At 52.5% G+C, this 15,905-nt stretch carries 9 protein-coding genes; 6 read left to right on the forward strand and 3 right to left on the reverse strand.

The genetic code is table 11. The features are described from left to right. Window positions 1–36: 36 nt before the first annotated feature. From I6L45_RS20195 to I6L45_RS15010, 3 genes are all read right to left on the reverse strand, one after another. Window positions 37–216, reverse strand: a complete 180-nt coding sequence (locus I6L45_RS20195) for an AlpA family transcriptional regulator (protein ID WP_216982497.1) — start codon at window positions 214–216, stop codon at window positions 37–39. Between the two features lie 336 nt (window positions 217–552). Beyond that, the gene (locus I6L45_RS15005; RefSeq protein WP_216982498.1) at window positions 553–885 is read right to left on the reverse strand and encodes a cyclic-phosphate processing receiver domain-containing protein; all 333 of its coding nucleotides are present in this window, start codon (window positions 883–885) and stop codon (window positions 553–555) included. Between the two features lie 29 nt (window positions 886–914). Continuing rightward, window positions 915–1,697: a Sir2 family NAD-dependent protein deacetylase gene (locus tag I6L45_RS15010; RefSeq protein ID WP_216982499.1), complete on the reverse strand. Its 783-nt coding sequence runs from the start codon at window positions 1,695–1,697 to the stop codon at window positions 915–917. Between the two features lie 243 nt (window positions 1,698–1,940). On the opposite strand from I6L45_RS15010, the gene I6L45_RS15015 reads away from it, so the two are divergent. From I6L45_RS15015 to hhe, 6 genes are all read left to right on the forward strand, one after another. Beyond that, on the forward strand, window positions 1,941–2,387 hold the full coding sequence (locus I6L45_RS15015) for a hypothetical protein (RefSeq protein ID WP_254204332.1): 447 nt from the start codon (window positions 1,941–1,943) through the stop codon (window positions 2,385–2,387). Window positions 2,388–2,526: 139 nt separating this feature from the next. Beyond that, window positions 2,527–4,989: a class I SAM-dependent DNA methyltransferase gene (locus I6L45_RS15020; RefSeq protein ID WP_216982500.1), complete on the forward strand. Its 2,463-nt coding sequence runs from the start codon at window positions 2,527–2,529 to the stop codon at window positions 4,987–4,989. Next, window positions 4,989–6,365 (forward strand): restriction endonuclease subunit S, encoded by a 1,377-nt coding sequence (locus I6L45_RS15025; RefSeq protein ID WP_216982501.1) that lies wholly within the window; start codon window positions 4,989–4,991, stop codon window positions 6,363–6,365. The genes I6L45_RS15020 and I6L45_RS15025 overlap by 1 nt, the downstream gene beginning before the upstream one ends. Next, complete coding sequence (locus I6L45_RS15030) at window positions 6,365–7,822, forward strand: DUF262 domain-containing protein (RefSeq protein WP_216982502.1); 1,458 nt, start codon at window positions 6,365–6,367, stop codon at window positions 7,820–7,822. The genes I6L45_RS15025 and I6L45_RS15030 overlap by 1 nt, the downstream gene beginning before the upstream one ends. Further along, window positions 7,815–9,902, forward strand: coding sequence for a DUF262 domain-containing protein (locus tag I6L45_RS15035; protein ID WP_216982503.1), 2,088 nt, complete (start codon window positions 7,815–7,817; stop codon window positions 9,900–9,902). The genes I6L45_RS15030 and I6L45_RS15035 overlap by 8 nt, the downstream gene beginning before the upstream one ends. A gap of 253 nt (window positions 9,903–10,155) precedes the next feature. Beyond that, window positions 10,156–15,891, forward strand: a complete 5,736-nt coding sequence (gene hhe, locus I6L45_RS15040; RefSeq protein ID WP_216982504.1) for a DUF4011 domain-containing anti-phage protein Hhe — start codon at window positions 10,156–10,158, stop codon at window positions 15,889–15,891. Window positions 15,892–15,905: the final 14 nt, after the last annotated feature.

Consider the following 15,905-nt stretch of genomic DNA (forward strand, 5'->3'; position numbering starts at 1 on the left):
ATAATGGAGTCATAAAATAGTGGTGTAATTCATCATCTAAGATGAGCGATTTCCCCTTGATATCCAACTACTGACCTCTGCGGTAGAATAAAAACCTTTATTGTGTGGCGGTGGAAACTTGTGTTCTTTAATCCACCTGTACAGAGTCGATCTGGATATGCCAAGTTGTTTTAATAGTGCTTTGGTTTTTATTAGTGCTGGTTCATTCTTATTCATATAGCCTCCTGTTTTTTAGGAGGTTAAACATCATTGGTGAATGTGTCAATTTGCTCTGTTCTTAGGCGGCTTGCTTTTGTGATATATAAAAGCAAGTCGCCATGCTCATACTATAAAAATGAACTTTAAAACTGTTTTCGTATATTATAAAAGCAATGAAAATGGTCGTGTATCAATATGACTCATGGTCATGATATGTAAATTTCAATGGCGGAAGTGCTCGTTCTATCTCCTTGGTTGCCTTTAGGGTAGGGTTTTGCTTCAGAGTTGAATCCACCGCAGCCTAACATGCACCCCTACTGCTTTATTCAATTGGCCCTCCCTCATGTCACTGAGTCAGCGAGCACAATTTGTATCATCTGGGGCGATCCGTGATGGCTTAGCCAGAAAATCATTAATAGCCATAATACCCAATTCCATTTTTCTTCGTGCGGAGACATTCGCTGAGTGAACACGAATAAGGGGTGGGATGAAGTGATTGGTCATTACCTCTTTTTCTATCCAAAGAATAACGTCGTAGCCTGTTCCTCTATTATCATCACCTAGGTCATGGTCGAGGCTAATTTCTGTCACTGCTCCTGTTTTTAGCCATGCAATCGCTTCGTCTGGCCAGAATACGCGAACGCACCCTGCCGGTGTTTCTCTCTCATCGTCCAGATACAATTTCATGTTGCTTCCTCTTGGTCACTACAGACTCATCAGTCATGACATATTTTCTGCAATAGGCGAACAACACCGCGATTAGCCCCATCAACAATCTGCTCACCGGGAAACGGCAGTCGGGATGACAACCCAGGGTCGGGATCGATGTAATAGACAGATGCGCCTGGGTTGATGTTTTGCAGCAAAGAGAATGCAGGTTCAACCAGTAAACTGGTGCCTATAATTATCACAATATCGGCCTCGCAGAGCCAGCGACGAGCGTATTGATACTCATAAACCGTCTCACCAAACAGCACGATATCAGGGCGCAATTGTGAGCGGGTACATGGGCAGCACTCGCCCATCTTTACATCCTTGTACCACGGCTGCCGGTATTTTGAATTACGAAAGCCTTTGGGTACCAAAAACCGGATTGAACCATGCAGATGAATAACACCATGGCTACCGGCCCTCTCATGTAAGTCATCAATATTCTGGGTGATGATCCCGACACGATATTTCGGCTGTAACTGGGCGATCAGATAGTGGGCTTGCGAGGGGGAGGCTTCCAACATGGTTTGACGCCGCTGGTTGTGAAAGGCCAGGAAACCAGCCAGATCCGTGTCCAGGCTGCTCGCGTGTGAATAGCGCCAGTTTTCATCGTGATGCCAAATACCCTCCTTGCCTCTGAACGTGGGTACTCCACTTTCCGCTGACAAGCCAGCCCCGGTGAAGAAGATGATATTGGGGCGATAACCTTGGCCTGTAGTAAGGGCTTGCGCTCGTTTTTTTCGATGACGGCGCTGATGTCTTCGTGCACGGGAAGAAATTGGTTGCATAAGATTACCTTTGGTCAGCATCGGCTGAAATTGACAAATTAGTTGACGCCATACCACTCGGGTAAGGACGATTTAGAAGCCTTGCGACAACGCCTGTTTGGGCAACAAAGGGGAGCTGTGATGGGATGTGGGCAGTTTGCTACTGTATCCGCCTGAAAACACGACATGTGCAAAACCCCAGTATCGAACCTGTACAGTCCGCTCGGTATAGTCAGTCGAGCTCACATCCAGAGGAGAGATGCGATGAGTGTCCGCCCCAGCTTTTGGTCAATGTTCCGCTCGCCCTGTCTAGCCGTTCTCTTGCTCGGGGCGTTCCCCCAACTTGGAATCGCGGGGGATTGCACCTACCGCAAGGACAGCCTCGGCCACACCCGCTATCAATGCCAGGATGGCCGCCATGGTTCGCTGCGCATCGACAGCCTTGGCACCGTCAGGGATTCAGGTTCTGGCACCAGCTGGCGTAAAGACTCGTTGGGCAATGTCAGAAGCAGTGACGGCACCACCTATCGGCAAGATAGCCTGGGCAATGTGCGCGCCAGCAACGGCAAGAGTGGCCTGAACGTCACCTGGCGCAAAGACAGCCTCGGCAACTTGCATGCCTCCGATGGCACCCTGTGCCGCAGCGATTCATTAGGCACGCTGCGTTGCGATGGTGGCAGCACGCCGCCCGCCGTTTTTAAATCCGAGTGAGGGTTTTATAGGCAACTGCACCATCAGACGACGGTTCTGAGGCGCAAGCCATAGTCTGCCCAATCTCAACTGGATACACTAACCCGCATTAACACGCTGCTTTAGCGCCACCTTTACCGTTTCAAAGACCGGATTTTCCATGGCTATCAAGAAGAACGAACTCTACTCCTCCCTCTGGGCTGGCTGCGATGAGCTGCGCGGCGGGATGGATGCCTCCCAGTACAAGGACTATGTGCTGACCCTGCTGTTTGTGAAATACGTCTCCGACAAGGCCAAGGGCAACCCGTACGCCATGATCGAGGTACCAGCCGGGGCGAGTTTTGACGACATGGTGACGCTCAAGGGCAGCAAGGAGATAGGCGAGGGGATCAACCGCATCATCAGCGCGCTGGCGACCGCCAACGATCTGCAAGGGGTGATCACCATTGCCGACTTCAACGACGAGGACAAACTCGGCAAGGGCAAGGAGATGATCGACCGCCTCTCCAAGCTGGTGGCCATCTTCGAGGGGCTGGATCTGTCGGCCAACCGCACCGAAGGGGATGACCTGCTGGGGGATGCCTACGAATACCTGATGCGCCACTTCGCCACCGAGTCGGGCAAATCCAAGGGGCAGTTCTACACCCCGGCCGAGGTGTCGCGCATTCTGGCCAAGGTGATCGGCATCAGCCGTCAGACCCCGCAAGATGCCACTGTCTACGACCCCACCTGTGGCTCGGGCTCCTTGCTGCTCAAAGCGAGCGACGAGGCCGGTCCCAAGGGGCTGACCATCTACGGGCAGGAGATGGACAACGCCACCAGTGCGTTGGCGAGGATGAACATGATCCTGCACGACAATCCCACCGCCAAGATCTGGAAGGGCAACACCCTGGCCGCCCCCCAATGGAAGGAGGGCAACAACCAGCTCAAGACCTTTGACTTCGCCGTAGCCAACCCGCCCTTCTCCAACAAGAACTGGACCAGCGGTCTCGATGCCGAACACGACGAGTTCGAGCGCTTTGTCTGGGGCGTGCCGCCAGAGAAAAATGGCGATTACGCCTTCTTGCTGCACATCATCAAGAGCCTGAAGAGCACCGGCAAGGGGGCGGTGATCCTGCCCCACGGCGTGCTGTTTCGCGGCAATGCCGAGGCGCGTATTCGCGAGAACCTGCTGAAGCAAGGTTACATCAAGGGGATCATCGGTCTGCCTGCCAACCTCTTCTACGGCACCGGTATTCCCGCCTGCATCATCGTTATCGACAAAGAGAGCGCCCACACCAGGGCCTTCAATGCTCTGGCTGGCAATGAGCAAGGGCTGTTTATGATCGATGCCAGTAAAGGCTTTATCAAAGATGGCAACAAGAACCGGCTGCGCGAGCAGGACATCCACAAGATTGTCGACACCTTCACCCGTGGCCTGACCCTGGAGGGTTACAGCCGCTGGGTGCCACTTAGCGAGATCGCCCGCAACGACTACAACCTCAATATCCCGCGTTATATCGATGGCAGCGAAGGGGAAGATCTGCACGATCTGGCCGGTCACCTGCAAGGGGGCATCCCCGAGCGCGATATCGCGGCGCTTGGCCCCTACTGGCGGGTATTCCCGACCCTCAAGGCGACCCTGTTTGCACCGCTGCGACCCGGCTACAGTGAGGCGCGGGTAGCCGCCGCCAAGGTCAAAGGCACCATACTGGCCTGTGAGGAGTTTGCCCGCTTCAAACAGGCGGCGCTGGCGCCGTTCGCCCAGTGGTTTAGCGAGTGCCAGTTCGGCGAGTTTGCCAAGGGTGACTCGCCCAAGGCGTTGATTGACGAGGTGAGTGAAGCACTGCTGGAGCACTACCGCACCGCTGCCGAGGCGACCGGTGAGCTGCTCGACCCCTACGCCATCTATCAGCTGCTGATGGACTACTGGCAGAACCAACTGCAAGACGATCTCTATGTCCTATCCCAGGATGGCTGGCCAGCGGGTCGGGTGCTGTGCGAGCTGATTGCCGACAAGGGCGAAAAAATCAAAGAGAGCCCGGATCTGGTGATTGGCAAGGCCAAGTACAAGGCCGAGCTGATCCCCCCCGCCTTGCTGGTGGCCCGCTTCTTTGCCAATGAGCAAAAAGAGCTCGATAACCTGCAAGTCGCACTGGATGAAGCGAGCCAGGCATTGGAGAGCTTTATCGAGGAGCAGAGCGGGGAAGAGGGCGGACTGGTCGATGCCATGAACGACAAGGAGAAGGTGACCGCCGCCAGCGTCAAGGCCCGCATCAAGGTCGCCACCGACAAGGAGGAGCTGGTTGTGCTCAAGCAGGCGCAGCAGCTGTTCGACGCCGAGACCCGTGCCAAGAAGGCCCACAAAGAGGCCAGCGACGCCCTCGATAAAGCGGTATTTGCCCACTACCCCAAGCTGCAGGATAACGAGATTAAAACCCTGCTGGTGGAAGACAAGTGGCAGGCGAGCCTGCGCGGCGCGCTGGAAGCCGAGATTGAGCGGGTTACCCAGCAACTGGCTAACCGGGTCAAGGAGCTGGAGGCGCGCTATAGCCGCTCTCTGCCACAGCTGACCAAAGATGTCTGTAAATTGGAGATTAAAGTTGCTCGCCATCTGAAGGCTATGGGGTTGGAGTGGGCATAATGACGGAGCAGATGATGCAAGAGGCAGCAGGCAAGGTGATCCCGGCAGGCTATAAGCAGACCGAGGTGGGGATTATTCCCGAGGATTGGACTGTTGCCAATTTATCAGCAATAACAGAACATTCTCGGCCGATATCATATGGGATCGTTCAAACCGGACCATTAATTGTTAATGGTGTACCATGTATAAGAGTTGTTGATATATCTGACGGAAAAATAAAAAAAGACAACCTGATTACTACCACTAAAGAAATTAGTGATTCATATCGAAGAACTATTTTGAAAGACGGTGATCTGATTATCCCTCTTAGAGGTAAAGTTGGTGAAGTCGGCTTGGTCGATGGCGATCTTGTTGGTGCGAATTTAACAAGGGGTGTTGCACTAATTGCTCCCCAAAAAGACTATGCGTCTGAATTCATAAAACAATATCTATCTAATCGTAGTTCTGCAGATAGATTGCTCTCATCTATGAATGGTTCGGCACTCCAAGAAATAACCATTGAGACGTTAAGGCGATTCAGTATTGCTTTACCCATTGATGTTAAAGAGCAAACTGCTATTGGCAATGTACTGTCAGATAGCGATGCGCTGATCGATGCGCTAGAGCAGTTGATTGCCAAGAAGCAGGCCATCAAGACCGCCGCCATGCAGCAATTGTTGACTGGCCGTACCCGCCTGCCGCAGTTCGCCCTGCGCGCTGATGGCACCCCAAAAGGTTATAAAACCAGCGAGCTGGGACAAATTCCAGAGGATTGGATTACCCCAACGCTTAAAGATATTACGAGTAATATCATTGACTATCGTGGGCGTACGCCAAGGAAGCTGGGATTAGAGTGGGGCGGTGGTAATATTCTTGCACTATCAGCAGGTAACGTAAAGAAAGGTTTCATTGATTATGAAGCTGAATGCTATTTCGGCTCAGATGAACTATATAAAAAATGGATGACATCTGGCGATGCAAGCAAAGGTGATATTGTTTTTACCATGGAGGCTCCACTAGGGAATGCCGCTTTGATTCCTAATGAGGATAAATACATTCTTAGCCAAAGAACCATATTGCTTCAGCTTGAATGCTCTAAATTTTTACCAATGTTCATTATTCAAGTTTTTCTGTCTGATATGTTTCAATCCTACATTTCAGAAAGTGCGACAGGTTCAACAGCACAAGGTATTAAAAGAGCAACATTTGAGAAAATGTTTGTAGCGGTCCCCTCTTGCCTTGAAGAACAAACTGCAATCGCCACCATCCTCTCCGATATGGATAGCGAGCTCGCCGCGCTGGAGCAAAAGCTGGCCAAGGCCCGCTCCCTGAAACAGGGAATGATGCAGCAGTTGCTGACCGGCCGTATCCGTCTGCCGCTGCCGAAGGAGGCGTGATGGAGAGCATCAATAATCAGGTAAGGTCGGTACGCCAGTTGCTGGCCATCCCCCAACTGGCCATCCCAAGCTATCAGCGCCCCTATCGCTGGGGCGCCAAGAATATCTCGGACCTCTTCACCGATCTGGCGACCCATCAGGACAAGAGTGCCTACCGGTTGGGCTCCGTGGTGTTTCATCAGCACACCGATAGCAAGCGGGGCGAGACCCTCGATATTGTCGATGGTCAGCAACGTACCCTGACCCTGATGTTGACCGTCAAGGCGCTGATCGAGGTGCTGGATGACGAAAGCCGCAGCGGCGAGAGCAAGGAAAAAGCAACCCGCTTTCAACGCCAGGATCTGCGGCAACAACTGGCTGCCTTAAGGGAGCCCATCCATGTCTTTATGGCACGCCAATGCTTTCCCAGCCGGGATTCGGAGCACAACCTCAGGAGCAACTATCTGGAGTTGCGCCGGCTGGTGGCCCGTCCTGAGTTTGACGAGCAGCAAATCGACTTTCTGCTCAACCGCTGTCAGGTAGTCTGCTTTGTGCTGCAGGATATCTCGGAGGCGTTCCAGTTCTTCGATTCACAAAATGCCCGGGGGCGCGATCTGGCTCCTCACGATCTGCTCAAGGCATTTCACCTGCGCGAGTTTGCCGGTCATGAGGCCAACCTCAAGGCCGAAGCGGTTGCCCATTGGGAGCGCCTGCCCAGCGATAAGCTGGCCAATCTGTTCGCCCTCTATCTCTACCGGGTACGCCAGTGGGCCGAGGGCAAGTCGGCCCGCTACTTTGGCAAGGGGGAGGTGGATCTCTTCAAGGGGGTCAACCTCGACCGGGTGGGGCACTTCCCTTACGTGGAGTCGCTGCGTATCGCGCACCACTTTGTCGATGAGTACAACAGCCAGTACCAGCGCAAGATAGATGGTCAACGCATGACGTTTCCCTTTCATCTCGACCAGATGATCATCAATGGCCGGCGCTTTTTCGAGATGGCCGAGTACTACCAGACGCGGGTGGCCGCCATCGTGGCCGAGGAGTCTGATTCCGGCAAAACGCCATCTGCCACCCTGCTTGGTGAAACGCTGACACCGATGGCCAGCAAGGTGCTCTCGACCCTGGGCAGCTACGAGCGCCGCCACCGCACCGGGGATCGTTATGTGCGGGCCATGTTCGACTGCGCCCTGATCTTCTATATCGACAAGTTCGGCAGCCAGGGGCTGTCACTGGCCATCGAGAAGTGCTTTATCTGGGCCTATCGCTGCCGCATTCGCCAGCAGGTGGTGCAACTCGCGACCATGGATAACTACGTGCTGGAGCACAATCTGATCCGTGCCATTCGTGATGCCCGTCTGCCGGGAGACCTGCACGGCTTCCCTTTGCCTAGCATGAGCAGTCGAGAGAACAAGAACAATCGCAACGGCGCCGAAGATGAACTGGTCGGGCTGTTCCGGGAGATGAAATACTATGAGTGATGCAGGCGTTTTCCCCTTTTCCATCCGTGCACTGCTCGAAGACAGCGCCCGCTATCTGGTGCCCATGTACCAGCGCAACTATGCCTGGGGCGAGGGAGAGATCACCCAACTGCTGCAGGATGTGCTGGATTATCAGGGCAAGCGAAACAGCAAAGATAAACACCAGCCCTACTATATCGGCACCCTGGTGGTCTTTGCCCGGGGCGATAGCAGCTTCGAGGTGATCGACGGCCAGCAGCGCTTTACTACCCTCTCTCTGCTGGCGAATTGGCTCAAACACCACACAAAAAATGAAGTGGATATGAGCTGGTATCGTGCTGTCAACCTCGATTTTGAAAGTCGCCCGGTATCGCGTTATACCTTCGAGCGCTTATGGCAGGGGGTGGCACCCCACGACTTGCGGGGAAGTGCCTTCAATGAAGGTCTGGTGAACGGTTTTGAACTGATTGGCAAGGCATTGGCTGATCTTGGTTTGGTGGGGGCTAAACTGACGGCCTTTTGTGACTACCTCTTCACGCATGTGCAGATCTCTCGTATCGAGGTACCCAAGGATACCGATCTCAATCACTTCTTCGAAGCGATGAACAATCGCGGTGAACAGCTGGAAAAGCATGAGGTGATCAAGGCGAAGCTGATGGCGACGCTAAACAAGATCCCCGAGGATGAGACGCGTCGCCAAAGTCTTCATGTACTTACCCGGGTATGGGATGCCTGCGCCAATATGGAGCGCTATATCCAGTACGGTTTTACCCCGGATGAGCGTCATCGCCTGTTCGGTGAGAAAGACTGGGGTCAGTTTGTTCCCCGGGATTTTGCCCATCTACTTGATCTGCTGGCACCCTCTTATTGCCCCCCTTCTGCAGATAAAAGCGATGGTGATGTGATTGACGCCGGCCAGGGGCGCACCTTGTTGGCCATTTTGCAGGATGACAATCTCGATGGAGAGCAGAAGGTGGAGGAGGAGAGTGCAGGCTCCGAGCGCTTTAACAGCGTCATCAACTTCTCCAACTTCTTGCTCCATGTGCTGCGACTCGTTAGCCGCGACCCCATGAATACAGAAGGGGTGCCGCTCGATGATAAACAACTGGTCGATCAGTTTGAGCTGCGGGTGATCGGGCAGACGGACCCAGTGGCGGCAGTTCAGCGTTTTATCTATGGCCTGTTAAAGAGCAAGTATCTGTTTGATCACTTCATCATCAAACGCGAATTTTACGATCGTAAAGATGGCTGGAGTTTGAAACGACTTCGTGGGTACTCAAAAGGCGATACCCAAAAAATCTATACCGTTGGCTACCTCAATACCTTCGATGAGAACGAAGGCGGGTTTGATGGTGTGAACCGGCGGATCTTGATGTTGCTATCGGCGTTTCATGTGTCGACCCCGACTCTGGTTTACAAACACTGGCTGAATGGTGCACTACGATATCTGTTCGACAATTGTCACCCTGAGCAACCGGTGGAGGCTGGGGCTTATCTGTCCTATCTGGAGAGTCAGGCTCGCCGCTTTGTCTTCCAGCGCTTTTTGGCGCCTGGTGAAGGGGCTTCCTATTACCAGATGCTCTCCCTTGATAACGCCCTGTTGCCCGCCATCAATGTGGATGAGAGCTGGCATGAGGTGATTAAAACCAGACTGCGTTTCGGTCATATCGTGAACAACTTTGTCTTCAATTTCCTCGACTACCTGCTGTGGGTTACGAATCGAAATCAAGATAAAGATCGTGATATGGAGTTGTATCGCCGTTTCGAGTTTACATTCCGCAGTTCGGTGGAACACTTCTCACCCCAGCATCCGATGGATGGTTATAAATTGGTCGAGCAGAGTGCACTCCATTCGTTTGGCAACCTTTGCCTCATCAGCCACAGCAAGAACTCGCGCCTGAGTAACTTCCAGCCCCAACAGAAGCAGGAGCACTTCGAAGCGAGCCTTGCCAACAACCAGATTGATAGCCTCAAGTTGCTCGCCATGGTCCGGCTGATGAAAGAGAAAGGTCGCTGGCAGGAAACCGAGATCGAAGAACACCAGGAGCAGATGCTGGCCGTGCTGGCTGCAGAGGCTGCCAAGATGAGGGAACAACCATGAGTACGGTTGGACAGCGAGAACATGCTGCCCAAGATTGGATGGTCCGGTTTATGTGAGCGGTATGGGGGTCACTGTCTGTGGCACTGGAACGCCATTCAGAAAAACCGCAATATCGAGACCTTGTTGTTGATGGTTGTATTATCAGTGGCGATCATGCGCCGCTAAGTATTACTGAAAAATAGATTTTGTGAGGACTCAATGTGGCCTTTTTGTTGACCTGGGTTGAGAGTTCAAAAAATAATTGGAGAGCTGTATGTCGGTTGTAGAAGCATCATCCACAGGTGGAGTTATAGAGGGGGTGGATCCTTTTGTATTAACCTCCCTTGAGGCGATGCGAAAGAAGTTATTGGATCTCACCTCTCGCAATCGTCTGCTCAACTTTCCCCTCACCAATAAAGGTTCCGCACTGCGTATTGTTGATGAGCTGCCAGAGCAGCTCTATGAAACACTCTGCGCGGAAGTCGCAATGGAGTTTGCGCCAGTCCCTGAACCAACCCGCCAACAACTGTTGGAGCATGGCTATCTGAAGGTTGGTGAGGATGGTAAGGATGTCCAGCTAAGGGCCCTTCCGACGGCCAAGGATTGGGCACAGGTTTTGGGGGTCAGCACCGAATTCGATTTACCCACTGGCCAGCGGGTGCCTACCTCAGAAGTAAACCGGCCACTGCTGGAGCAGGCCCATGAGTTTATCTATCAATATGGCCAGGCCAGAGATGGAAAACTGACCGGTATTCGGACCCAGTACATTAAACAAGGCCTCAATTTGTCAGAACTGACCACAGCCTGCAATCTGGCGGGTTATGAAGGGCTTGAGGAGTTTGAACGTCAGGCCAAGATAGGTAAGGCGCTCACTATATCGCCATCCTACCCCGGTCATGACGATAAGCGGATACAGGTTCTGCTCTTCCCCGGAGAGCTCGAGGCGCGTCTGCGGGCCATCCACAACAAGGCTCAAACGGCCATAGAAGAGAGTGGCGCCAATATCCTGTATCTGGCGCTGGGATTCCTCGAATGGTACGAGAGCGATACTTCGGATAAAGCACGCTTTGCCCCATTGTTCACTATTCCTGTGCGATGTGAGCGTGGCAAGCTGGATCCCAAGGATGGCCTCTACAAATACCAGATCCATTACACGGGTGAAGATATCCTGCCCAATCTCTCCTTGAAGGAGAAATTACAGGCTGACTTTGGGCTGGCTCTTCCTATGTTTGACGAAGAGCAGACACCTGAGTCCTATCTCGCAGCGGTGACCAAAGTCGTTGGGAAGCATAAACCCAGGTGGTCGGTGAAACGCTACGGGGCGCTGAGCTTGCTCAACTTTGGCAAGATGATGATGTATCTGGATCTCGATCCTGCTCGTTGGCCTCAGGACAAACGCAACATTTTGTCTCATGAGGTGATCCGTCGCTTTTTCACCAGTCAGGGGGGCGGCGAAAACAATGCCGACTCAACAGGTGGATTAAGCCAACATGAGTATTGCATCGATAGTTACCCTGGGATCCATGACAAGATCCCGCTGATCGATGATGCGGATAGTTCGCAACACAGTGCGTTGATCGATGCCATCCATGGGAAGAATCTGGTCATTGAAGGCCCTCCCGGCAGCGGCAAATCACAGACGATTACCAACTTGATTGCTGCGGCCCTGCTCAATGGCAAGAAGGTGCTGTTCGTGGCAGAGAAAATGGCGGCCTTGGAGGTCGTCAAGCGTCGTCTGGATCGCGCCGGTCTGGGTGAGTTCTGCTTGGAGTTGCACAGCCACAAGACGCATAAGCGTAAGGTGCTGGAGGATATTGAAGCCCGCATGATGCGTCAGGCAACAATGCCGACGACGGAAGAAATTGACGCCCAGATTACGCGTTATGAAGAGCTCAAGAGGCAGCTCAATGAATATGCAGCATTGATAAACACCCCTTGGGAGCTCACGGGAAGGACTATCCATCAGATCCTGAGTGGTGCGACGCGCTATCGCCACAAATTGGATATAGATGCAACAGCACTCCATATTGAGAACTTATCTGGTAAAAAACTGGACAAGGTGGCTCAGCTACGACTGAGCGACCAAGTGGTGGAGTTTAGCCGTATCTACAAGGAGGTGCGGGAGCAGGTGGGGGCCGATGCAGAAATATATGAGCACCCTTGGAGTGGTGTGAATAACACCCAAATCCAGCTGTTTGACAGCGCTCGTATAGTTGATTTGTTACAAGCTTGGCAGGCGTCTATCCTCCATTTTCATCATCATTATCAAGGTTTTTTAGACAAATGGGCTCTGGAAGGTGAGGGGCTCGATACGCTCTCCCATATTGAGCAACTGGTACAGGATCAGAAGCATCTACCTAGCTTGAGCGGATCGGAATTATTCGCCGCACTTCCCGGGATGGATACCTCGGATGCGATAGCACGCGTTCGTCACTATCTGGCGAGATTTGACACCCTTCAAGGCTACTATGACACCTTGAGTCAAGCCATTGAACCCGAGAAACTCCGTCTATTAGAGCGAGGGGAGCAATGCGACTTTCCCAGTGAGGAGTTGGCAAAGTACGGTGTTGCTGAACATTTCTCTCTTCGTGACTTGATCAAGTGGCTCGAGTCTGTTCGATGCATCGAAGATGAGTTGTCATCCCTCTCTGGTCAGCTGAGCGACTTCAAGAGTGCGTTACCTGGCAGCCTCTCTGCACACATCAATGATACCCAACCTGGCTTGGTATTCTGTGCAGAATTGCTGTCTATTGTGGGGGCCTTGCCGGCAGAGCTCATCAGGGTACGTGATCCACTGTTTGATGATGATGGCCTCGATGCTGTACTGCTCGAGCTGGTTCAGCAGATTGAAGAGTTGCGTCCCCTCAGGGATAACTTGTCCGAGCTGTATCAGTTGGACAGACTACCGTCCCAAGAGCAACTTGCTCGTGCTGTTGCGATTATTCAGCAGGGTGGTTTCTTCTCATGGTTCAAGAGTGATTGGCGTAATGCCAAGGCCTTGCTCACAGGGTTGTCTCGACAGCCAGGAACCAAGTTTACCGAGTTGAAACGTTGGTCAACTAACCTGGTGAAGTACACGGAGTTACTGCAGCGGTTTGAGCAAAGAGCCTTCGGTAATCAACTCGGCAGCGCATACCGTGGACTGGACACGGATTGCGTGCAGTTGATGCAATTGCGCGATTGGTACAAGCAGGTCCGCGCTTGTTACGGCATCGGCTTTGGAAAGCGGGTTGCGATAGGCTCTGATGTGATGGCTCTGGATGGCGAAATCATTAAAGGCGTCCATCAGATTGAGAAGTCACAGTTCAGCACGAAAATAATGGCCTTGGTGAAGCAGGCAGAAAATGAGACCAAGTTGCTGCCGCGCATTGCCCACCAACTGAAAGATCATCCTGTCTGGCTAGGTGAACAAGGAGCATTGAGACAGGCTTGCCAACAAGTGCAAGCGACGCTGACTGCTTTACAGGGGTGGTTTGTCAATACGGATGTATCACTGGGTCAGATGACACATTTCTCCGATCTCTTGCAAAAAATGTCTGCCTTGCAGATTGACCTTGAAAATAAGAAACCGGAGTTGGGTGTCTTTGCGCAATCAGTCCCGTTGGCTTTTGGGTTGAATAAAGATAATCGACAGGCACTAACCATTATCGGCGACACGCTGAATCTGGCTGATCAACTGGTTGGAGACATAAAGTGTGCCTCTTTGGCCACCAGGATCAGGCATCTGGATAATGCGAGCGAGTATGCGTTACTTTGCCGTGATGGTGCTGAAGTTGGCCTGAAATGGCATGACCAGGAGCAGCATGCTGTGCGATTTGCACAAGAAACAATGTTGGATAACGGTCAGTGGCTCAAGTCGACAGACTGTTCACTGAACGCATTGCTGGAGCGGAACGAAAAGGCGATTCAACAGCCTCGCTGGTTGAATGGGTGGGTCAACTTTATTCGTTGCTACGAACAGATGCAGGAACGTGGATTGCAACGGATCTGGTCTGCAGTCCTTGCCGGAACGCTCCCTGTGGAAAAAATTGAACTGGGTTTGGCCTTGGCACTCCATGACCAGTTGGCCCGCGAGGTTATTCAGGCCCATCCTGAATTGATGAGGATCTCTGGTACCCAACGCAATGCCTTGCAAGCATCATTCAAGGAGTACGACAAAAAGCTGATTACGTTGCAGCGTCAGCGCATTGCTGCGCAGATTGCTCGTCGCCATGTCCCGGAGGGAAACGCGGGAGGTAAGAAGAGTGAATACACCGAACTGGCACTGATCAAGAATGAGCTGGGCAAAAAAGCAAGACATATTCCAATTCGGCAGTTGGTCAACCGAGCCTGTAGTGCTCTGGTTGCTATAAAGCCCTGTTTCATGATGGGGCCAATGTCCGCAGCTCATTACCTTGAACCTGGACGGATGGAATTCGACTTGGTGGTAATGGATGAAGCATCCCAGGTAAAGCCAGAGGATGCGTTGGGAGTTATCGCCAGGGGCAAGCAATTGGTGGTGGTGGGGGATCCCAAGCAGTTGCCGCCAACCAGTTTCTTTGATCGAAGTGTGGAGAGTGAGGATGACGATGATGCCGCCGCGCTCAGCGATACGGACAGTATCCTGGATGCCGCATTGCCGCTGTTCCCCATGCGGCGTTTGCGTTGGCACTATCGTTCCCGGCACGAGAAGCTGATCGCCTACTCCAACCGCCATTTTTATAACAGCGATCTGGTGATATTCCCCTCTCCTTATGCGGAGTCTCCGGAGTATGGGATCAAATTTACCTATGTTTCGAAAGGACGTTTCTCCAACCAGCATAACATCGAAGAGGCACAGGCCGTGGCAGAGGCTGTGCTTCATCATGCGCAGCACAGACCGGGTGAATCACTCGGTGTAGTTGCGATGAGTTCAAAACAGCGCGACCAGATCGAACGTGCTATTGATGAACTGCGCCGCAGTAGGCCGGAAGTCGATCGTGTTATCGATGGTTTGTATGCCATGGAAGAGCCGCTTTTCATTAAAAACCTTGAGAACGTGCAGGGGGACGAGCGCGATGTGATCTTTATTTCCTTTACCTATGGACCTGCCGAACATGGTGGGAAGGTTTATCAACGTTTTGGGCCAATAAATTCCGATGTAGGCTGGCGCCGTCTGAACGTACTCTTCACGCGTTCGAAGAAGCGGATGCATGTCTTCAGCTCGATGCGCTCAGAGGATGTGCTGACGAGTGAGACCAGTAAACTTGGAGTCGTTTCTTTGCGAGGTTTCCTCCAGTTTGCTGAAAAAGGAACACTGGACTCACAAATCACCCATACAGGGAAGGCACCAGATAGCGACTTCGAAGTTGCCGTAATGGCGGCGCTTAGGAAAGCCGGGTTCGAGTGTGAGCCTCAGGTCGGGGTGGCCGGATTCTTTATTGATTTGGCGGTGAAAGACCCTGGCTGTCCGGGTCGGTACTTGATGGGTATCGAGTGTGATGGTGCTACCTATCACTCGGCCAAGTCTGCCCGAGACAGAGATCGGCTGCGTCAGGAGGTTCTGGAGCGTTTAGGTTGGAAAATTAGCCGCATCTGGTCCACAGACTGGTTCAGTAATCCTGACGAGGTGCTCTCCCCGATTATCCGGAAACTCCATCAGCTCAAGACGTTGGAGCCTGAGGTTACAATGCCTTCATATGAGTATATGGAGGAGAGCGAGCCTTCTGCAGAGGCAGAGGATCACCAAGAGACATCTCCTATACCAGAGCTGGGACTCAAGGAACAGCTTCGGTATTTTGCCAAGCATGTCATCGCTGTTGCGCTACCGGATGTTGATGATGATCGCCGTTTGTTGCGGCCAGCCATGCTCGAGGCATTGCTTGAGCATCAGCCTCTATCACGCTCCGAATTTGTTGAGCGGATACCACACTACTTACGGCAAGCAACAGATGTACATGAAGCACAACGTTTTCTTGATCAGGTGCTGGCATTAATCGATGGTGCTGATGTTGAAGCTGATGATGCTACGTTCGAGCCTGGATTGGCATAAGCAGAGGTAATTAA

The organism is Aeromonas sp. FDAARGOS 1415, from assembly GCF_019048365.1.
In the GTDB taxonomy this organism is placed as follows: domain Bacteria; phylum Pseudomonadota; class Gammaproteobacteria; order Enterobacterales; family Aeromonadaceae; genus Aeromonas; species Aeromonas taiwanensis.